Source organism: Sphingopyxis sp. Root1497 (assembly GCF_001427085.1).
Taxonomy (GTDB): Bacteria; Pseudomonadota; Alphaproteobacteria; order Sphingomonadales; family Sphingomonadaceae; genus Sphingopyxis.
Map to the genome: position 1 here is coordinate 639,151 of NZ_LMGF01000003.1, position 19,281 is coordinate 658,431.

Below are 19,281 nucleotides of genomic sequence, written 5' to 3' on the forward strand. Positions count from 1 at the left end.
CCCCCTAAAGTCACCCGCTAACCGATGTTTGCCGAAGTTTCGCGCGGCAGCAACAGGATCATGGCCGCTGCGAGCAAACCGCCCAGCCCCATCACCAGCGAAACGAGGAGCAAACTGCCCCCGCTGGCGAAGAGCGCGCCGGCGACGACCGGCCCCAGCGCCGACCCGCCGCGACCGATGCCGATCACGAAGCCGGTCCCGCTCGCCCGCAAGGCGGCGGGATAGGCCTGCGCCAGCAAGGGGTACATGCCGACGACACCCGCGTTGATGAAGAAGGCGGCGATCGCGACGGTGATCGACAGCCGCGTCAGGTCGGCGCCCGCCATCCCGAACAGCGCGATCGCCACGAATCCCGCGAGCATCGCCCCCGCCACCAGCGGGCGGAGCGCGAAACGCTGGCTGGCGAGGCCGATCAGGACGGCGCCGGCCAGATTGCCGACATTCGCCGCGACGAGCACGCCGCCGGCCTGCGAGGCGTCGAAGCCCATGTCGACGACGATCTTTGGCACCCATTTCTGGATATAATAGAAGAAGAGAATCTGCGCGAAATAGGCGACCGTCAGCAGGATGGTGATCCGCGCGAAGCCCGATCCGAACAGCGTCGCGATCGAAGGTTTGAGCGCCTGCGCGGGCGGCGGCGGCAGCGCCTCGACCGGGGCATGGCCGATGCGGACGAGGGTGCGGTTCACGCGGTCGAGCGCGCCGGCCGGACGCCGCGCGATCAGCGATTCGATCGATTCGGGCAGGAAGAGAAAGGCGAGCGGAATCATTGCCGCCGACGCGATCGCGCCGAGCATGAAGACCGATCGCCAATCACCCGTTTCCGCCAGCAATCGCGAGGCCAGCAATCCCCCCAATATCGCGCCGGTCGAATAACCCGCGATATTGAGCGCGACATTGAGCCCGCGCCTTTTGTCGTTCGAAAATTCGGCGACCATCGCGCTGGTCGACGAGAGCATGCCGCCGATGCCGATCCCGGTCAGGAAGCGGACCACCGACAGCGCGGTGACGCCATCGGCGCGCGTCGCGGCGAACATGCCGAGCGCCATCACGACGAGGCAGGCGAGAATGGTCGGCCGCCGCCCGATGCGGTCGGCCATATTTCCGATCAGCACCGAGCCCGCGGCCATGCCGAGCAATTCCATCGATAGCACGATGCCGAGCGTCGCCTTGTCGACGCCCCATTCCTGGGCGATGCCCGGCGCCGCGAAGCTGATCGCGAGCACGTCGAACCCGTCGAGCGCGTTGAGCGCGATGCACAGCGCGACGACGACGATCTGGAGCGTGCGCATCGGCGCCGCGGCGATCGTCGCCCTGGGGTCTTCGTTCATGCCATGACTCTCCCGCCGGCGGCGCGCCTTGCGGCGGCCCCGGTCCATCTGCGGTTCTGTTTTTGGGTTATTTCAGTTTGGCGAGGTGCTTGGCGGCGATCGCCGCCATCTCGGGCCGCCGCTCGAGACAGCGCGACACCGGTCCGACCACGACCACCGACAACAGCCGATCGCCGCCGGGCAGCGGCAGCGCGATGCCGGCGAGATCGGGGGTATATTCGGTGTTGCTCTGATGCCAGCCGATCACCGCCGCCTCGTCGAGCCGCGCCTCGACCGCCGTGGCGCTCACGGGCGTGGTCGGCGAATAGCGGACAAAATCGATCTTGCGGTAGAGCCGCTCGCGCTCGTCGCGGGACATTTGCGCCAGCAGCGCACGGCCCGCCGAGGTCGCGTGGATCGGCACCCGGTCGCCGACCTGCGCAAAATAGCGCACCGGCTGCGGCGATTCGGCGACGTCGACGAAGGTCGCGAAGCTTCCGGCCGGCGCGGCGATGGCCACCGTCTCGCCCGTCGCCTGCATCAGGTCGCGCGCCAGCCGCTGGACCCGATCGGGCAGCGGTTCGGCCCGCGTCACCGCCTCCGCCAGCACGAGCCAGCGCGGGCTGGGATAATAGCCGCCGCGCCCGCGCGGTTCGTAGAGATAGCCCTTCGACGCCAGCGTCGCGACGAGCTTGAAGGTGCTCGACCGCGGCCAGCCAAGGTCCTCCGCCATGTCGGCGGCGGTCGCGGGCCGCAGCCGTTTCGCGAAATATTCGAGGATTTCGAGCACATTCGCGGCCTGCCGCACGATCATGATGATATTCGCCTGAAAAGGGTCGTGACATCCCATATGGCCGAAGTCCGGCGCCCCGAAAAGCCGTCAGCATTTCCGGGTGCGCGCCCATCGTCAGCGCGCCGTGAAGCCGCCATCGACGGGCAGCGCGACGCCGGTGACGAAACTCGCCTCGTCCGACACCATCCACAGCACCGCATCGGCGACCTCGCCCGCCTGGACGAGCCGCCCCATCGGCACATTGGCCATCAGCTTCGCCTCGTTCGCCGCCGCTTCCGCCGGGTCGCCGCTGCGCCCGGTGAAGCCGATCTTCATCGGCGTGTCGGCGAGGCCGGGGCAGACGACGTTAACGCGGATATTGTCGCCGGCGAGCGCGAGCGCGAGGCTTTTGGTCAGCCCGACGACGCCCCATTTGGCGGCCGAATAGATCGGGCTCATCATCGAGCCGACGAGCCCCGACACCGAAGCGGTGAAAACGATCGCGCCGCCGCCGCGCCGGCGCATATGCGGCGCAACCTGTCCGGCGCCGAGCGCCGCCGCGGTGACGTTGAGCGCGATCGCCTTGTCATAGGCGGCCATGTCGAGATTTTCGACCGATGCCGGTCCCGGCATGCCGGCGTGGGCCCACAATATGTCCGCGCCGCCGAGCGCCGCGACCGCTTCGTCGATGCTGCCCGTTGCGCCCGCGGGCGTCGACAAGTCGGCGACGATGCCAGTGACCCTGTCGGCGCCGAAATCGGCGACGAGCGCATCGAGCGCGTCGGGGCTGATGTCGATCGCGGCGACGCGCGCGCCTTCGCGCACGAAACGCTCGACCCCGGCGCGGCCCATGCCCGATGCGGCGGCGGTGACGATGGCGAGTTTGCCTTTGAGGCGCATGATGTCTTCCTTACGCGGCGAAGGGATCGGCGAATTTGCCGGTGGTCGAAATGATCGTGGTCTTGGTTTCGAGAAAAGGATCGAGCCCCTCGAGGCCGTTCTCGCGGCCCCAGCCGCTGGCCTTCACCCCGCCATAGGGGGTCGACCAGCGGATGTAGCGATAGGTGTTGACCCACACCATGCCCGCCTCGATCCGCGCCGCGACGCGGTGGGCGCGGCCGGTATCGCCCGACCACAGGCCGGCGGCGAGACCATAGGGCGTCGAATTGGCGATCGCGATTGCTTCCTCTTCGCCGTCGAAGGGGATGAGCGCCGCGACCGGCCCGAAAATCTCTTCCTGCGCGATCCGCATGTCGGCGGCGACCCCGGCGAAAACGGTCGGCTCGACGAAAAAACCCTTCGCGAGGCCGTCACGCTCGATCCGCGCGCCGCCGGTGACGAGCTCGGCGCCCTCGGCCTGTCCGATCGCGACATAGGACAGGGTCTTGTCGAGCTGTTCGCGGTGCGCCTGCGGTCCCATGTGGGTCGCGGGGTCGAGCGGAAAACCGACCCGCACCCGCGCCGCGCGCTCACGAAACGCCTCGACGACGCGGTCATAGACCGGCCGTTCGACCAGCACGCGGCTGCCGAGCGCGCAGCTCTGCCCGCACAGCGCCCATGCCGACCCCGTCGCGGCGTTGAGCGCATTGTCGATGTCGGCGTCGGCGAAGATGATGTGCGGCGCCTTGCCGCCGAGTTCGAAGGTGCAGCGGGTCAGCGTGTCGGCGCCCGCCTTCAATATCGTCTTGGCGGTCGTACCCTCGCCGGTGAAACTGATCTTGGCCACGTCGGGATGTTCGACCAGCGCCGCGCCGGCGACCGGCCCGTCGCCGGGCACGACATTGACGACGCCGGGCGGAAAGCCCGCTTCCTCGAACAGATGTGCGAGCGCGAGCGACGAGGCCGGGGTTTGTTCGGCGGGCTTCAGGACCACGGTGCAGCCCGCCGCCAGCGCCGGGCCGAGCTTCCACGCCGCCGCCATCATCGGCACGTTCCACGGCGTGATCGCGCCGACGATGCCGACCGGGTGGCGCGTGGTAAAGGCATGGACGCTGTCGTCCATCGGGATCGTCCGCCCGCCTAGCTTGTCGGCAAGCGAGGCGAACCAGTGATAATATTGCGCGTGCAGCCCGATGTCGCCGCGCGATTCGCGTATCGCGCGGCCATTGTCGCGTGTCTCGATTTCGGCGAGCGCATCGACCTGCGTCGCGTAGAGATCGGCGAATCTGCGCAGCAGCGCGGCGCGTTCCCACGGCGGCATCTTGCGCCACGGCCCTTCGAACGCCGCCGTCGCCGCCGCCACCGCGCGGTCGATGTCGGCGCGTCCGCCATAGGCGACGTCGCCCCATGGTTCGCCCGTCGACGGATCGATGCTGGGACGCACCCCGCCATCGATCGGCGCGACCCACGCGCCGCCGATGAACAAACGATCAAATCGGAATTCGCCCATCACCCTCTTCCATCATGTTTCTTATGCTGGACATATTTGTCCCTATATAGAGATAAATGTCAACAAGGCGAAACGGGTAAGGCGCCGCGGCGACGCGCCGCGGCTGGACCGGGAACAGAAGGGCGGCTCGCTGTTACATCCCGGCGGGGATGAGGCCTCGCTCGGCGGAAATGCGTACGGCATCGCGGCGTTTGCTGACGCCGATCTTGCGGAACACCGACTTCAGCCGGTATTTCACCGTGTCGGGCGACATGCCGATGATCCGGGCGATCTCCTTGTTCGAATGGCCCTGGCTCAGATAGAGCAGCACCTCTGCCTCGGCTTCGCTGAACACGCCGAGCACCGTAACATTGTTGCGATAGACGGCCAGCGACTTCGCGAGCGACTTCATGAACTGCGCCCGGAACCTGTCGACCTGTCCGTCGGTTTCGAGCGCGTCGTCGAGGCAGGCCTGGACGAACTGCCGCGCCTCGACGAAGGGGCGGACGATATTCTGGAACATCGCGATGCCCACCGCCTCGTCAAAGCAGGCGCGCGCCTGCTCCAGCTCGCCCTTGCCGCGAAGGCCGGCCGCGGCGAGGATGTTCACGTCGATCAGCAGCCGGCCGGCGCCATGCTGTTCGGCCCATTCGCGAAGTTTGCGCAGTTCCTCGAGCGCGGGCTCGACCTCGCCGATCAACAGCCGCAGCCGGGTCCGGCACAGGCTGGCGGCGATCGCGACCGGCCGATAGGGCGGCGATTGTTCGTGCATCATGTCGGCCATCGGATCGAGCCCGACGACCGCCGCCGCCGCGAGCACGGCATGCGTCGGCGCGCCCTGCGAAATCTGCAGTTCGATGCTGCAGATATCGGCGAGCATTTCGAGCTGGCGCAGCCGCCGCCGCGCCGCGACGCGCCGCGCGCGGGCGATGATGTCGCACGCTTCCTCGAACGCGCCTTCGCCGGCGAGCGCCCGCGCCTCGGTCAGATAGGCGGCGGCATAGACATCGACCCAGCCGTCCGACTGTTCCATGTGCGGCAGCGCCCAGACCAGCAGCTCGCGCGCCTCGGCGACCAGATCCTGTTCGAACAGCAGTTCGGCCTTGAAGGCGGCGCAATTGGCGGCGAGGTCGGACCGGTCGCCATAATTGGCGGTGATGTCGGCGCAGGCCGATTGCAGGATCGCCTCGGCCTCGCGCGAGCGCCCCTGCGCGCGTTTGATGCGCGCTTCGAGGAAGCGGGTGAAGAGATCGCTGTAGAGCGACCCGATCGCGAGATAATGGTCGCGCGCCGCGAGCGTCGGCTGCAGCGCGCGCTCGAGCCAGCCGCCCTCGAAATATTTGGCGCCCAGCGTCTCGCTGATATTGGCGAGCACCAGATGGTCGTTCGCGGGAAGCTTGCGCAGCAGCGCTTCGCGCGCGAGCAGGTCGTCGAAGGTCACCGGCTGGTTTTCGTAATCGGTAAGCGTGTCGCCGACGACGCGAACCTCGGTCCGGAGGTCGACCGACAGATCGGCGCCCTCGACCTGCGTCAGAAAGCGGTCGAATTCGGCGCGGGCGGAGCCGAGTTCGCCGAGCTTGATCTGCAGATAGACCTGCGCGAGCGCGAGCCGCGGCCGCGCCCGGATCAGCGCGATCGGCAGCTTGGCGAGGCCGCGCACGACGACGCCCTGCAACCCCTGCGGGATCAGGCGCCAGCCACCGGCGTCCTCGAGGATCGCGGCCATGAGCAGGTCGTCGCCCGACAATATGGCATGGTCGATCGCCTCGGCGACCTGTCCGCGCTCGGCGAGCCAGCTCGCGATCCGCCGCTGTAGCGCGGCGAATTGCGCGCGGTCCGAGCGCTCGAAGCGATCGCGCAGATATTCGGCGAACAGCTGGTGATAGCGATATTCGCGCCGTTCCCAGCTCACCGGCGACAGGAACACGCCCTGCTGCTCCAGCCGTTCGAGCACCATCCAGCCGTCCTGCCGGTCGCACAGCAGGTCGACCATTTCGCCGGTCAGCCGGTCGACCAGCGCGGTGCGCGCTACGATATCGCGCGTTTCCTGCGGCAGCGTCATCAGCACCTGTTCGGACAGATAGCGCGCGAGGTCGCTGCTGGAGCCGCAATATTCGTCGATGACGCGCTCGGCGCCCATCCCGCGCTTGATCGACAGCGACGCGAGCTGGACCGCGATCGGCCACCCCTCGGTGCGGTCGAGCAAGGTGTCGATGTCGAGCGTTTCGAGCGGCCGGTCGGTCCGCGTCAGCAGGCATTCGGTTTCCTGCGCCGAGAAGCGCAGGTCGGCCGGGCCGATTTCGAGCAACTGTTCCTCGGCAGCAAGAATCGACTGGCCGACCCAGGGATAGTCGCGCGAGGAGAAGAGGAAATGGCAGTTGGGCGGCGCGAGGCGGACCAGCGATTCGAGGAACTGGCCGACGGGTTCGCTGAAAGCATGGTGCAGGTCGTCGAGGATCAGCACCACCGGCACCGCTGCATCGCCGAGTTCGTTGACGATCGCCGACAGCGCCGCGCGAGGCGGGATGTCGCTCGGCGCGCCCCTGGCCTCGCCGTCGCCGCGATCCTGCCGAAGCGCGAGAAGCAGATATTTGACGAAACGCTTGAGGTCGCGGTCGTCGCGATCGAGCGTGAGCCAGGCGACATGCGCCGTCCCCGCGTCGATGCTGTCGCGCCACTGCGACAGCAGGCTGGTCTTGCCATAGCCGGCGGGGGCATGCACGAGGGTCAGGCGGTGACGCAGGACGCCCTGCAGCCTGCCGAGGAGCGCGTCTCGGCGGATCTGGTCGCCCATCCACATCGGCGGGTCGAACTTGGCGGCTATCAAGTCCTGCATTCGGTATAACCTCGCACGCATCGTCGTCGGTTTCCGGACCGGCAGGTTACGGATCGATGACAGGCCTGACAACCGCCCGTAAAGCCTTACCCGTCTTCGCCGAAGCGCTTACCCGTTCGCGGCCCCGAAGCACCCGTTTTACGCGTTGCGCGCCCCCATGCCCTCCAGTGTAATCGGCCCGCAAGAGGTTGCGGGAGGATGCGTCAGTGCGAATTGGTGTCGATGTCGGGGGAACCAACACCGACGCGGTCCTGATCGCGGGCCGCCGCGTGGTCGCATCGACCAAGCAGCCGACCAGCGCCGACGTCAGTTCGGGCGTGACCGCCGCGATCCGCGCCATCCTCGCCGACGCGGGCGTTCCCGCCGCCGATGTGAGCGCGGTGATGGTCGGTACCACCCATTTCACCAACGCGCTGGTCGAACGCGAGCGCCTCGACCGCGTCGGCATCATCCGGCTCGCCAGCCCGTCGGGCGAAGCGCTGCCGCCGCTCACCGGCTGGCCCGAGGCGCTTGCGCGCCAGCTCAGCGGGAGCATCTTCCTGCTTCCCGGCGGTTATGAGGTCGACGGACGCGAAATCGCGCCGCTCGACGAAGCCGCCGTCCGCGCCGCTGCGCTCGACTGCCACGACCGGGGCATCGACAGCATCGCGATCAGCTGCGCCTTCGCGCCGATCAACGCCGCGATGGAAGACCGCGCGGGGGCGATCGTCGCCGACACCTGTCCCGACGCGAATATCAGCCTGTCGCACAATATCGGCCGGCTGGGGCTGATCGAGCGCGAAAACGGGACGATCCTGAACGCCGCGCTTGCCAGCCTCGCCCGGCATGTCGTGGCCTCGCTCGAGCGCGCACTCGCGGACCTCGGCATCGCCGCACCGCTCTATATTTCGCAGAACGACGGAACGCTGATTTCGGCCGCCGATGCCGCGCGCTACCCGGTGCTGACCATCGGGTCGGGACCGACGAACAGCATGCGCGGCGCGGCTTTCCTGACCGGCGTCGACAATGGTATCGTGATGGATGTCGGCGGCACGACCTGCGACATCGGGGTGCTTGCGGGCGGCTATCCCCGCGAATCCTCGATCGCGGTCGATATCGGCGGGGTCCGCACCAATTTCCGCATGCCCGACATCCTCGCGATCGGGCTGGGCGGCGGCACGCGGATTCATCTGCCCCCAGAGGGCGCAGCGACGGACGATTTCGCTATCGGCCCGGACTCGGTCGGCTTCCGTCTGACCGAGGATGCTTGGCTGTTCGGGGGATCGACGCTGACCGCCAGCGACATCGCCGTCGCGGCGGGCAAAGCGAGTTTCGGCGACGCGAGCCGGATTCCCACACTCACCCCCGCGCTCCACAGGGCGATCCTTGACAAGATGGCGGCGATGCTCGCCGACGGGATCGACCGGATGAAGACCCAGCCCGGCGACGCGACGATCATCGCGGTCGGCGGCGGCCATTTCCTGATCGACGACGACCTCAAGGGCGCGGCGCGCGTCGTTCGCCCCGACCATGCTGCGGTCGCCAATGCCGTCGGCGCCGCGATCGCGCAGGTCGGCGCGCAGGCCGAACGCATCGTCGATTATGACGCCGAACCCCGCGCCGCCGCGATCGAGGCGATGCGCGCGGACCTGCTCGCGCGCGTTATCGCCGCCGGCGCCACCCCCGAAAGCGTAGAGATTGTCGATATGGACGAGGTGTTTCTATCTTACCTGCCCGGTCGTTCGGCGCAGCTGCGGATGAAGGCGGTCGGCAACCTCGCCGACGAAGCGGGCGCCGCCGCCCTGCCGGTGGCGGAGGCGCGTCATGCGCATTGAGCGCGCGGCGCAGCTCGTCGATCTGGCCGGCGGCGCCGCCTTTCTGGGTTCGGGCGGCGGCGGCGACCCCTATTACAGCCTGTTGCTTGCCGAGGCGGCGCTGACCCGTTGCGGCGGCTTCGACCTCATGCCGCTCGCCGAGGTTGCCGACGACGCGCTGCTCGCGCCCTGCGGATGGATCGGCGCGCCCACCGTGTCGGTCGAAAAGCTGCCCAACGGCGGCGAAGCGGTGGCCGGGCTGCGCCGGCTCGAAGAAATCATGGGGCGGCGCATCGATGCCGTGCTGCCGATCGAGATCGGCGGCGGCAACGGCCTCGCACCCTTCATCGCGGCGGCCGAACTCGGCATTCCGGTGGTCGATTGCGACGGCATGGGGCGCGCCTTTCCCGAATCGCAGATGGCGATCTTCAACATCCGCGGCCTGTCCGCCTGCCCGTCGGTGCTCACCGCCGCCGACGGTTCGCTAAGCGTCATCGAGACCGAGGACAATGTCACCCACGAACGCATCGCGCGCGCGCTGGCGGTCTCGCTCGGCGGGATCGCACATATGGTCGAATATCCGCTCAGCGGCGCCGAGGCCAAGGCGCATGCGATACCCGGCAGCATCAGCGCGGCGATCGCCGTCGGTCGCGCGATCCGCGAGGCGCGGGCGGCCGGCGCCGATCCCTTCGATGCGCTGGCAGAGGCGCTGGAGGCGACCGGACTCTACCCGCATTGCCTGACGCTGTTCGACGGGAAGATCGTCGATGTCGAGCGCGAGACGCGCGGCGGCTTTTCGGTCGGCAAGGTAACGATCGACGGTTTCGCGGCGAGCGGGCGGATGGAAATCGCGTTCCAGAACGAGAATCTCGTCGCGACCAGCGGCGGAAAAATTCTGGCGATGGTCCCCGACATCATTACGGTGATGGACCGCGACACGGCCGACACGATCACCACCGAGAAGCTCAAATATGGACAGCGGGTCAAGGTGATCGCCGCAGCCGCGCCAGACATTTTGCGCGACGACCATGCGCTGTCCTTTGTGGGGCCGCGCGCCTTCGGTATGGGCCATGACTTTGCCCCGGTGGAACAGTTGAACGAGACGGAGAAGGCATGAGCGCAGAGGCAGGCGGCAACTATGCGAGCGGGCGCCTGCCCGAAGAGCTGACGGTCCCCGGCTGGCGCGTTGCGCTGATCATTGCGAGCTTCACCTTTTCGTTGCCGGGATTCCTCAACAACGCCCAGGCCGGCATGGCGCTCGGACTGCGGCAGGCGGTGCTGGCTTCGCTGCTCGCCGGGCTGATCCTGTGCGCCGGCGCGTGTCTGACCTCGGTGGTCAGCGTGCGCACCCGCCTCACCACCTATGTGCTCGTCCAGCGCTCGTTCGGCATCTGGGGCGCCGCGCTCGTCAATATCGTCATCGCGATCGTCCATTTCTGCTGGTTCGGGGTCAATGTGTCGTTCTTCGGCGACGCGATGGTCGCCGCCGCGCGGCAGGGATATGGGATTCCCGGAAATTTCAACCTCTTCGTCGTCGCCGGGAGCATCATCATCACGCTGTCGACGATCTGGGGCTTTCGCACCCTCGACCGGCTGGCGATGATCGCGGTGCCCTTTGTCGGGGTGATCCTGATCGCGGTCTGCGTCTCGGCGCTCGGCAGCAATCCAGCTCCCGATCTCGGCCCGGTCGCACAGCCGCCGGTTCCGATGAGTTTCGGCATCGCGCTGTCCTCGCTCGTCGGCGGCAACCTGCTGACCGTCGCGGCGATGCCCGACCTGTCGCGGTTCATCCGCACCGAGCGCGGCGCGGTGATGGGTATGCTGCTCTCCTTTCCCTTCTGCGCGCCGGTGATCATGCTCGTCTCGGCGCTGATCGCGCTGGCGACCGGGCAGACCGACATCATGCAACTCGTCGTCGCCATGGGCTTCGGCATCCCGGCGCTGGCGATGCTCGTGCTGTCGGTGTGGACGATCAACGCGCTCAACCTCTATTCGGCGGGGCTGTCGATGGCGGCGACCTTTCCCCGCCTCAGGCAAGGAACGATCATCGTCATCGGCGGCGCGATCGGATGTCTTTTCGCGCTCCTCGGCATCATCAACAGCTTCATTCCCTTCCTGATTGCACTCGGCCTGATCATCCCGCCGATCGCGGCGATCTATGTCATCGATGCCTTCCTGACCTTTCGCGACTGCGACGAGGGCGCGGCGGTGACGGTGGCGGTTCGTTGGGAAGCGATCGGCGTGTGGCTCGGCAGCCTCGCGATCACCCTTCCCGCGATGCATTTCGGCTGGTCGCTGACGACGGTGCCGGCGCTCGACGCCACAATCCTCGCCGCGGGGGTCTATCTCGCGGTGCTGCGCCTGCGCCGCTGAACGCCCCGCAGGGCTCGAAGGGGATCGACATGAAAGCCATCGCCGCCGGTCTCGCGCTCGCGCTTACCCCCGCGTCGCTCGCCACCGCGCCGCCGCCCGCCGCACCCTATGCCATGCCCGAAACCGAGACATGGGACATGGTCTCGGCCACCGGCCGGACCTACCGCATCTTCGTCTCGCGCCCTGCGGGTCCGGCGCCCGAGGGCGGCTATCCGGTCCTCTATGTCCTCGACGGCAATGCGATGTTCGCGGGCTTCGCCGAGACGCGGCGCGTCCAGGGCTTCGGCGGCCGCGGCCTCGACAAGATGATCGTCGTCGGGGTCGGCCATCCCGGCGACCAGATTTACGATCCGCGCCGGATGCAGGACTTCACCGCGCCGATCGCAACCCCGGCGCTGAAGCAGCTGTACGCGGCCTATCCGTCGGGCGGTCGCGACGCCTTTCGCGCCTTCCTGCTTGGCGAGCTCAAACCCGCGATCGAACGGCGCTTTGCCGTGCATCCCGGGCGCCAGACGCTGTTCGGCCATTCGCTGGGCGGACTGTTCGCGCTCCACCTCTTTTACACCCACCCCGGCGCCTTCAACACCATCGTCGCCGCGAGCCCGTCGATCTGGTGGGACGATCAGGCGATCCTCGCCGAGGAAGCCGCCTGGCGGGAGCGGGCGGGCAAGGACGGCGCGCTGGCGCGGCGCACGCACCTGCTGCTCATCGCCGGCGTGCTCGAGAGCGACGCCTTGATCGCGCAGGACACATCCGCACTCGCCGCGCGCCTCGCCCCGCTGTCGGGCGAAGGGCTGCGCAGCGAACTGCTGATGCTCGAGGACGAAACGCACATCAGCGTGCCACACCGGTCGATCACCGCGGTGATGCGCGCGGCGATGCGCTGGCCCTGACCGCGCGGTCCCGCGCCCTAGCGGGCGGCGGGACTTGCCGCGTCGGTCCAGTCGCCGAATACCGGCTTGCCCTCGAAAAGGGTGACCAGCACCTTCGTCTTCGAGATTTCATAGGCCGGCAGGTTGAAAATGTCCTTGTCGAGCACGACAAGGTCGGCGCTCTTACCGGTCTTGATCGACCCGGTGACGGCGTCGAAGCCATTGACATAAGCGACGTTGATCGTGTGGCTGGCGATGGCTTCCTTCAGGCTGACGCCTTCGTCGGGCAGAAGCGGTTTGGCGTTCGGGTCGCCCGCGGTGCGGCGGGTCATCGCGACCTCGATGCCTTCGAGCGGGTTGGCGCCGCCGACCGGCCAGTCGGCCCCATAAGCGAGCTTGCCGCCGGCGCGGACGATGCTGCCGGCGGGGTAGATATAGGTCGCGCGCTTCGGCCCGATCGCGGCCACGGTCAGCTCCATATAGTCGTACCAGGACGCCCAGGTCGGCTGGAACTGCGCGAAGGTCGACAGCTTGCCGAAGCGCGGCTGGTCGGCGGGATCGACGACATTCATATGGGTGATCATATGGTGCGTCGGCCTGGCGCCGTTCGCCTTGCGCGCCGCCTCGATCGCGTCGAGCGAGATATGCACCCCGCCGTCGCCGATCGCGTGGAGGAAGGCGTGCATGCCCTTGCCATCGACGGCGGTGACCGCCTGTTTGAGGAGGTCGGGCGCGATCTGCGGCTTGCCGCGTTCGTCGCCGCTATTCTCATAGGGCGCGAGCATGAAGGCGGTCTTTTGCGGGATCACGCCGTCGACGTAGAATTTGACCGTATGCGTTGAAATGCCGAGGCGGTTCGCGCGCTCGGCGGCGCGCAGCAGGCCGGGCAATTGTTCCATGCCCTGTTCATTCTTCCACTTGAGCGACACCGCGACATGGCTGGTCAGTTTCCCCGCGTCGAGCACCGCCTTATAGGCGTCGACCATCGCGCTGCCGCCATCGGCATCATATTCGACCCCGGCGTCGTTCCAGCTGACGATGCCGAGGCTGTTGAAATGGTCGGCGACATAAAGGATCGAATTCTGGATTTCGGCCGCCGACGGCGGCGGGATCATATGTTTGACCAGATCCATCGCCGCTTCCTGGAGGCTGCCGACGGGTTCGCCGGTGGCGGGGTCGCGGTCGATCGTCCCGTTTGCCGGATCCTTGGTATCGCGGGTGATCCCGGCGACCGCGAGCGCTTTCGAATTGAGCCAATAGGTATGGCCGCCCGTCGATTCGAAGATCAGCGGGCGTGTCGTCGACACCGCGTCGAGCAGGGCCTTGTTCGGAATGCCGCTCGGTGGAAACAGCGCGTCGCTCCAGCCGATGCCATAGATCGCCCCGTCGCCCGGCACCGCCGCGACGCATTTGGCGATCAGCGCCTGATAATCGGCGATCGTCTTGCCGTCCTGGAGCGGACAGCGCGAGCGGCTGAGCGCGCCGAACAGCGGATGGACATGCGCGTCGCCGAAGGCGGGCAGGACCAGCTTGCCGCCAAGGTCGACGGTGCGCGTCGCCGCGCCGCGCAGCTTGCCGACCGCGGCGATGCTGCCGACCGCAACGATCTTGCCGTCCCGGATCGCCACGGCCTCCGCCCAGGGCTGCTTGTCCTCGACCGTGTAGACCCGTGCATTGGTCAGGATCAGGTCGGCCGGCGCCTTGTCGCGGGCGGCGGCGGTGCCGGCGGACAGGGCCAGCGCGAGGGCGAGAGCGGCGGAGACGGCAGGTTTCGACATGTTCACTCCCGAGGACGCTGGATGGACCTTGTTGCAGGTCCGGCTTTCGATGGACATCAATTTGCGCGTGCGAAGCGGCGCGGCGCTTCGACGATATGACCAGCAAGCCGTCTGCGGATCGAATCCAAATCCGGGGTAGTCGCGGGCGAAGACGGGTAAGCCTTTGCCGCCCCGCGGCGCCCCTTCCCCAATATTGACCGGCCTTACCCGTCGCGTCGCTTTCGCGGTCCCGCCGCGCACCGGATAGTGGCCGCTCGGCACAGCGGGCGGAGGAAGCAATGCTGCAAAACTGGCACGTCGGACTGCGCGACCGCATCGTCCGTGGGCGGCGCGAGGCGCTCCATTGCCAGATCGCGAGCGCGATCATCCACGACATCGAGGCCGGACGGCTGACGCCGGGCGCCTGGCTGCCGAGCAGCCGCTATTTGGCGGAGACCCTGGGCCTCAACCGGAAAACGGTAGTGTCGGCCTATGCATATCTGATTGCGCAGGGTTGGCTTGCGAGCCTCGGCACCAGCGGCACGGCGGTTGCAGCGGGGCTGCCCCGGGTATCGGCGACGACGCCACCGCCCGATGCGGGCACCTGCGGGGTCGGCTATCGCTTTCGCAAGCCTCGACGAGGCCGGGCAGCGTTCCGGCTTGCGTCCGCTGCGCCCGGCGCTTCTTTAGAGCCTCAAAAGAAAGACCAGGGATGACCGATATTTTGCCGGCCAGCGGAACGACACGCCGGACCCTAGTGAAATTGCACCGCTGGCTGGGGCTTGCCGCCGCCGCGATCTGGCTTGTCCAGGCGGTGACGGGAATCCTGCTGGTCTTTCACTTCGAGGCCGAGGACGCGATGCTGTCGACACGGCACGTGCCCACCGATCCGGCGGCGATCGAGCGGCGGATCGAGACGCTGGCGGAGGCGGGCGGCAAGGCGAGGGTCGACTGGATCTGGACGACCGCCGGGCTGTCCGATCGCTATGTCATCCTGCACGATGATTCGGCGGGCGTCAGCCGCAAGGCCTATATCGACGGCGCCGGAACGATGCTCCGCAACGCCCCCGCCGACGATTACAGCTTTCTCGGGCTGATGCGCGAGGTCCATCTGACGCTCGTCGCCGGGACCGCCGGTCATTGGATTCTCGCGGTCAGCGGGGTGTTGCTGCTGACCAACCTGATCTTCGGGCTGGTCGTCGCCTGGCCGAAACGCGGCCAATGGCGCCATGCGCTGCGCCCGCGCGGGCGGCGCGGCTCGACCGCCGGCTATTATAGCTGGCACAAGGCGCTGGGCCTGTGGGCCGGTATTCCCGCCCTGATCATCATAGCGTCCGGCACGCTGGTGATGTTCGAGGAACAGGTGCGCGACCTCGTCGGTGCCGAGGAGGTCAGCCTGCCCCCCAATCGCGCCACCGGCCAGCCGGTCGGTTTCGCCGCCGCGTCGCGCGCGGCGGTCGCCGCGATCCCGGGCAGCCGCTTCGTCGGCACCACCATGCCCTCGGCCGAGGACGCCAGCTATCATGCCTGGGTGCGGGCGCCGGGCGAGCTGTATCGCGGCGGCTATGGCGGCAGCCCGGTCAGCGTCGACGCGAATGACGGCAGCATCCGCGGCGCCTGGCCGATCACCGACGCGAGCATGAGCCAGATCGTCGTCGCCTCCTTCTATCCGCTGCACACCGGAGAGGGCCTCGGCCTCGCCGGCCGTATCCTGTCGCTCGCGATCGGGCTGTGGCTGGCGGTCACCATCGTCCTCGGCGTGCTGCTCTGGTGGCGCCGGCGCGCGCGCGGCTGACCCATTACCCTTCGAACCCCCCGCTTACCCAAAGACCCTGCTGACCACCCCGTCCCAATGTGCTGAGTTCGCAAAGGGCGGATTCGGCGCATCGGGCGCCGGCTGGGTCGTCGATAGGGAGGTCTTTGACATGCAGAATTTCACGATGAAGCTATGGACGGTGGCGGCGGGCGCCGCGGCCGCGACGACGATGGCGGTGCCGGCGACGGCGGCCGATCCCAACGCGCCGCAGGCACCGCAGCCGAGCGAGCTGGTCTATCCGACCGGTTTCGACAAGGCGCTGTCGCTGATGCTGGCCGGCGAAGGCGGCGAGAATGGCATCGGCTCGCACCGCGTCTGGCCGACTTTGTCCTTTCCGGCGCTGACCACCGAGCAGATCGGCAAGGCGCTGACCGGCAACACCCTCGCCATCCCCTATCATTATGCGCACCAGTACAGCGCCAACGGCAAGGTGGGCGGCTACAACATCCGTTACGATGCGGTCGATGTGAAGAAATGCCCCAAGACGGAAATCCCCGGCGACGGCCTGCTCCTGTACGAGGGCGTGTGCAGTGCGCAGGTCAACGAGCCGGTGACCGGCAGCTGGCAGGCCGAGGACAACAAGCTGTGCGTCGATATCGCCTGGGCCGGCAAGACCCAGATCACGGGCTGCTATACAATGTTCTTCGTGATGGATAGCGTCGCGATGGTGAAGCCCGACGGCACCGTTTCGGGCAAGGCGCATGCGCTGAAGAAGGGCGCCGCGCCCGACATGTAGGGAACGGCATCTTGCTGATTTGCATCCCCGATATCCTGACTGGCGACCAGCTGAACAAGCTGGTCGCCATGATGGACAGGCAGCACTTCATCGACGGGCGCGAGACTGCCGGCTGGGCTGCGGCGGGAGTGAAGGAAAACAAGCAGGTCGCGGGCGATTCGAAGGACTATGCCGCAATGCAGGCGGCGGTCACCGAAGCGCTGGCGGCCAATCGCTTTTTCGCGATGGCGGCGATGCCGCGCATGATGCGGCCGGTGCTGTTCAGCCGCTATACCGAGGGCATGGGTTACGGCCCGCACGTCGACAACGCCCTGATGGGCGAAGCGCCGCAGACGCGCATCGATCTCGCCTATACGCTCTTCCTCTCCGATCCCCACAGTTACGAGGGCGGCGAGCTGGAGATCGACGAGCCCGCCGGTACGCGATCGTTCAAGCTGCCCGCCGGGGCCGCGATCCTCTATCCCGCCAATTCGGTGCACCAGGTCGCCAAGGTGACGTCCGGGCAGCGCGACGTCGCGGTCGGCTGGATCCAGAGCCTGGTGCGCGAGGCTGACAAGCGGCGCGTGCTGTTCGAACTGGAGAATCTGCGCGCCACCATGTTCGCCGAGAGCGGCAAGAGCGCGGCGTTCGACACGCTGACGCGCAACACCAGCGACCTGTGGCGGATGTGGGCCGAAACCTGAGTCCTAGAGCATGTCCATGATCTGCCCCGCCGCGCGATACGCCTCGTGCATCGCGTGCGCCATCGCCATTTCGCCGAGCAGTTCGGAGTGCGCGAAGACGATCCGACCGTGCGGCTTGCGAATCACGTCCGAAGGCGGCGGCGCGCCGTCGCGGCCGAAGTAGAAACCCGGCTGCGGCGCGACATAGGCGTGGCCCCAGCGGTTGAGAATGATCCCCGCGATATCGCGCTTCGCATCGAAACCCGCGGCGGCGAAGCCGGCGGTCAATTGCTCGCGCAGCTGGCGTTCGAAATCGGCATAGCTGGTCGCGAACAGCCGCGCGCGCGCCGCCGGCCCCTGTTGCGGGCCGGGCAGATCGGGATGCAGGAAGGGGATGTAGAAGGTCAGCACCGTCGGGCTGTCGGGGGTGAAGGCCTGCGCCCCGCCCATATCGACATTGCGCCGGATCGATGTCTGCCAACCGAGCGCATCGAACCAGCGCGTGTTGGTGAAGCCGAGCTTGTCGAAAAAGCGCCAGTTGCGGAGCGCGACATTGGCGACCATCACCGGCCCATATTGGAATTCGCCATAGGCCTTGCGGTGGCCCTCGGGCATGTCGGAAACGATATTGCGGTTCACCCAGCCGCCCGACGCCATGACGACCGCCCTGGCACGAACGCGGCGAACCTTGCCATCGCGCACATAGCTGACGATCGCATGATCGGCCTTGGCCGGATCGCCGGGATGGCGCACGTCGATCGCGGTCGAGCCCGACCGGATGCGGATCTTGTTGCCCGCGCGGTCGAGCTTCGCAGGGTCGATCGTGCCGCCGACCGGGGCCAGCGGCCCTTGTTCCTGCGTCCGGATCGCACCGGGAATCATCCGTTGCAGCATGATCCGCATGAAGGCGGTGTTGCCGCCCGGAAAGGAGACGAGGCCGATGTCGGACGAGGAAATCACCTTGTCCTTGATCGTCGTGCCGGGGAGCCGCAACCGGTGCGCCGCGAAGGCCGAAATGCCGCTGCCGCAGACGCCGTAATTGCCGACCGCGATGCCGGGATTGATATAATTGCGGACCTCGGTGCCATAGCCGAGCTTGTCGAGCAGCTGGTAATAGGTGAGCGTATCGAGCCAGGCTTCCGGGTTCGCCACCCCTGACAGGACATCGCGGCGGTCGGCGACGAAATCGTCGAGCTGCTTCTGCGCCGATGCCGGCCAGGGCGTCTTTGCAAAGCCATCGGTCGTCGGATTGGCGACCCAGCCGGTGCCCGGGAAATGATAGCCGGTGGCGTAAGCCTTCTCCCACGCCGGGGCCATCGGACCGAAATGATAGTCGGTCAGTTCATATTTCTCGGCGCCGCCGCCGAGCGGTTCGAGGTCGTATTTTGTCGGCAGGCCGAACTCGCGATAATAGTCGGTGAAGATGTCGTACGTGCCTTCGCCAAAGCTGCCGCGCACATAATTGTCGTGCGGAACGATCGCGCCGTTCGATCCCTGCGGCGCGACCAGGCGGTGGCCATCGACGTCGAATTCATTCTGCTTCGCCTCGCCGCCGACCACCGGATGATTGTCGAGGAGCAGGCAGGTCACGCCCTCGCCGGCGCGCTTTGAAAATTCATAGGCTGCGGTCATGCCGGAGAAGCCGCCGCCGACGATCACCAGATCGAAATCCTCGTCGATCGGCTTCGTCGCGGGATCGGGGTAAAGGCGATCGCGGATGCCGTGCGCGGCATCGACCACCGCCTGCGTATTGCCGTTCGACCAGGCATAGTCGCCGACCCCGCCATAGCCGGTCCAGGACGAACCCGAGGGCGTCCATGGGCCGTCGGCGGCGGCGCCCTGTCCGCCGCCGCAACCCGCAACCAGCGCCGCGCCGCTCGCCACCATCGCGCCGTTGAAGAAATCGCGCCGCGTGATGCGGCTGCCCATGCCCAGCAATTCGTCCGACCTTTGTCCGCTCATCGTCTTGCCTCTCCTCGGCGTCAC

General features: G+C 67.5%; 15 protein-coding genes. 8 read left to right on the plus strand and 7 right to left on the minus strand.

Annotation, left to right across the window (positions count from 1 at the left end):
- Positions 1 to 17: 17 nt before the first annotated feature.
- The 5 genes from ASD67_RS06495 to ASD67_RS06515 all read right to left on the minus strand — a co-directional run bounded on the left by ASD67_RS06495 (position 18) and on the right by ASD67_RS06515 (position 7,286).
- Positions 18 to 1,331, minus strand: a complete 1,314-nt coding sequence (locus tag ASD67_RS06495) for an MFS transporter (RefSeq protein WP_056347106.1) — start codon at positions 1,329 to 1,331, stop codon at positions 18 to 20.
- A 67-nt stretch (positions 1,332 to 1,398) separates the two neighbouring features.
- Positions 1,399 to 2,124, minus strand: coding sequence for an IclR family transcriptional regulator (locus ASD67_RS06500; protein WP_056347108.1), 726 nt, complete (start codon positions 2,122 to 2,124; stop codon positions 1,399 to 1,401).
- A gap of 93 nt (positions 2,125 to 2,217) precedes the next feature.
- Complete coding sequence (locus ASD67_RS06505) at positions 2,218 to 2,982, minus strand: SDR family NAD(P)-dependent oxidoreductase (RefSeq protein WP_056344955.1); 765 nt, start codon at positions 2,980 to 2,982, stop codon at positions 2,218 to 2,220.
- 10 nt (positions 2,983 to 2,992) lie between these two features.
- A complete protein-coding gene (locus ASD67_RS06510; RefSeq protein WP_056344958.1) occupies positions 2,993 to 4,471 on the minus strand; it encodes an aldehyde dehydrogenase in 1,479 nt (492 codons plus the stop codon).
- Positions 4,472 to 4,604: 133 nt separating this feature from the next.
- Positions 4,605 to 7,286, minus strand: a complete 2,682-nt coding sequence (locus ASD67_RS06515; RefSeq protein ID WP_056344961.1) for a helix-turn-helix transcriptional regulator — start codon at positions 7,284 to 7,286, stop codon at positions 4,605 to 4,607.
- Between the two features lie 206 nt (positions 7,287 to 7,492).
- On the opposite strand from ASD67_RS06515, the gene ASD67_RS06520 reads away from it, so the two are divergent.
- Genes ASD67_RS06520 through ASD67_RS06535 form a run of 4 tightly spaced genes read left to right on the plus strand, consistent with a single transcriptional unit; the run spans position 7,493 to position 12,345 of the window.
- Entirely contained in the window at positions 7,493 to 9,100 is a 1,608-nt protein-coding gene (locus ASD67_RS06520; RefSeq protein WP_056344963.1) for a hydantoinase/oxoprolinase N-terminal domain-containing protein, read from the plus strand.
- A complete protein-coding gene (locus tag ASD67_RS06525) occupies positions 9,090 to 10,196 on the plus strand; it encodes a DUF917 domain-containing protein (protein ID WP_056344966.1) in 1,107 nt (368 codons plus the stop codon). Before ASD67_RS06520 ends, ASD67_RS06525 begins: the two co-directional genes overlap by 11 nt.
- Complete coding sequence (locus ASD67_RS06530) at positions 10,193 to 11,452, plus strand: purine-cytosine permease family protein (protein WP_056344970.1); 1,260 nt, start codon at positions 10,193 to 10,195, stop codon at positions 11,450 to 11,452. Before ASD67_RS06525 ends, ASD67_RS06530 begins: the two co-directional genes overlap by 4 nt.
- Before the next feature lie 29 nt (positions 11,453 to 11,481).
- A complete protein-coding gene (locus ASD67_RS06535) occupies positions 11,482 to 12,345 on the plus strand; it encodes an alpha/beta hydrolase (protein ID WP_056344973.1) in 864 nt (287 codons plus the stop codon).
- Positions 12,346 to 12,362: 17 nt separating this feature from the next.
- Here the strand turns inward: ASD67_RS06535 and ASD67_RS06540 are convergent, their stop codons facing one another.
- Positions 12,363 to 14,102 carry an amidohydrolase gene (locus ASD67_RS06540; protein WP_056344979.1) on the minus strand — a complete coding sequence of 580 codons (1,740 nt, stop codon included), beginning with the start codon at positions 14,100 to 14,102 and terminating at the stop codon, positions 12,363 to 12,365.
- 278 nt (positions 14,103 to 14,380) lie between these two features.
- Here ASD67_RS06540 and ASD67_RS06545 point away from each other — a divergent pair, with 278 nt between their 5' ends.
- The 4 genes from ASD67_RS06545 (at position 14,381) to ASD67_RS06560 (ending at position 17,316) form a co-directional block, all read left to right on the plus strand.
- On the plus strand, positions 14,381 to 14,797 hold the full coding sequence (locus tag ASD67_RS06545; protein ID WP_056344981.1) for a GntR family transcriptional regulator: 417 nt from the start codon (positions 14,381 to 14,383) through the stop codon (positions 14,795 to 14,797).
- On the plus strand, positions 14,794 to 15,876 hold the full coding sequence (locus ASD67_RS06550) for a PepSY-associated TM helix domain-containing protein (RefSeq protein ID WP_056344984.1): 1,083 nt from the start codon (positions 14,794 to 14,796) through the stop codon (positions 15,874 to 15,876). The genes ASD67_RS06545 and ASD67_RS06550 overlap by 4 nt, the downstream gene beginning before the upstream one ends.
- Before the next feature lie 130 nt (positions 15,877 to 16,006).
- A complete protein-coding gene (locus tag ASD67_RS06555) occupies positions 16,007 to 16,633 on the plus strand; it encodes a hypothetical protein (RefSeq protein ID WP_056344987.1) in 627 nt (208 codons plus the stop codon).
- Positions 16,634 to 16,644: 11 nt separating this feature from the next.
- Positions 16,645 to 17,316 (plus strand): Fe2+-dependent dioxygenase, encoded by a 672-nt coding sequence (locus tag ASD67_RS06560; protein WP_056344990.1) that lies wholly within the window; start codon positions 16,645 to 16,647, stop codon positions 17,314 to 17,316.
- A gap of 3 nt (positions 17,317 to 17,319) precedes the next feature.
- On the opposite strand, the gene ASD67_RS06565 is transcribed toward ASD67_RS06560, so the two are convergent.
- The gene (locus ASD67_RS06565) at positions 17,320 to 19,257 is read right to left on the minus strand and encodes an NAD(P)-binding protein (RefSeq protein ID WP_056344993.1); all 1,938 of its coding nucleotides are present in this window, start codon (positions 19,255 to 19,257) and stop codon (positions 17,320 to 17,322) included.
- Positions 19,258 to 19,281 lie beyond the last annotated feature (24 nt).

Excerpts from the sequence above, each read along its gene's own strand:
- ASD67_RS06495 (WP_056347106.1), bottom strand. The coding sequence starts at position 1,331 with ATGAACGAAGACCCCAGGGCGACGATCGCCGCGGCGCCGATGCGCACG.
- ASD67_RS06500 (WP_056347108.1), bottom strand. The coding sequence starts at position 2,124 with ATGATCGTGCGGCAGGCCGCGAATGTGCTCGAAATCCTCGAATATTTC.
- ASD67_RS06505 (WP_056344955.1), bottom strand. The coding sequence starts at position 2,982 with ATGCGCCTCAAAGGCAAACTCGCCATCGTCACCGCCGCCGCATCGGGC.
- ASD67_RS06510 (WP_056344958.1), bottom strand. The coding sequence starts at position 4,471 with ATGGGCGAATTCCGATTTGATCGTTTGTTCATCGGCGGCGCGTGGGTC.
- ASD67_RS06515 (WP_056344961.1), bottom strand. The coding sequence starts at position 7,286 with ATGCAGGACTTGATAGCCGCCAAGTTCGACCCGCCGATGTGGATGGGC.
- ASD67_RS06525 (WP_056344966.1), top strand. The coding sequence starts at position 9,090 with ATGCGCATTGAGCGCGCGGCGCAGCTCGTCGATCTGGCCGGCGGCGCC.
- ASD67_RS06530 (WP_056344970.1), top strand. The coding sequence starts at position 10,193 with ATGAGCGCAGAGGCAGGCGGCAACTATGCGAGCGGGCGCCTGCCCGAA.
- ASD67_RS06535 (WP_056344973.1), top strand. The coding sequence starts at position 11,482 with ATGAAAGCCATCGCCGCCGGTCTCGCGCTCGCGCTTACCCCCGCGTCG.
- ASD67_RS06540 (WP_056344979.1), bottom strand. The coding sequence starts at position 14,102 with ATGTCGAAACCTGCCGTCTCCGCCGCTCTCGCCCTCGCGCTGGCCCTG.
- ASD67_RS06545 (WP_056344981.1), top strand. The coding sequence starts at position 14,381 with ATGCTGCAAAACTGGCACGTCGGACTGCGCGACCGCATCGTCCGTGGG.
- ASD67_RS06550 (WP_056344984.1), top strand. The coding sequence starts at position 14,794 with ATGACCGATATTTTGCCGGCCAGCGGAACGACACGCCGGACCCTAGTG.
- ASD67_RS06555 (WP_056344987.1), top strand. The coding sequence starts at position 16,007 with ATGCAGAATTTCACGATGAAGCTATGGACGGTGGCGGCGGGCGCCGCG.
- ASD67_RS06565 (WP_056344993.1), bottom strand. The coding sequence starts at position 19,257 with ATGAGCGGACAAAGGTCGGACGAATTGCTGGGCATGGGCAGCCGCATC.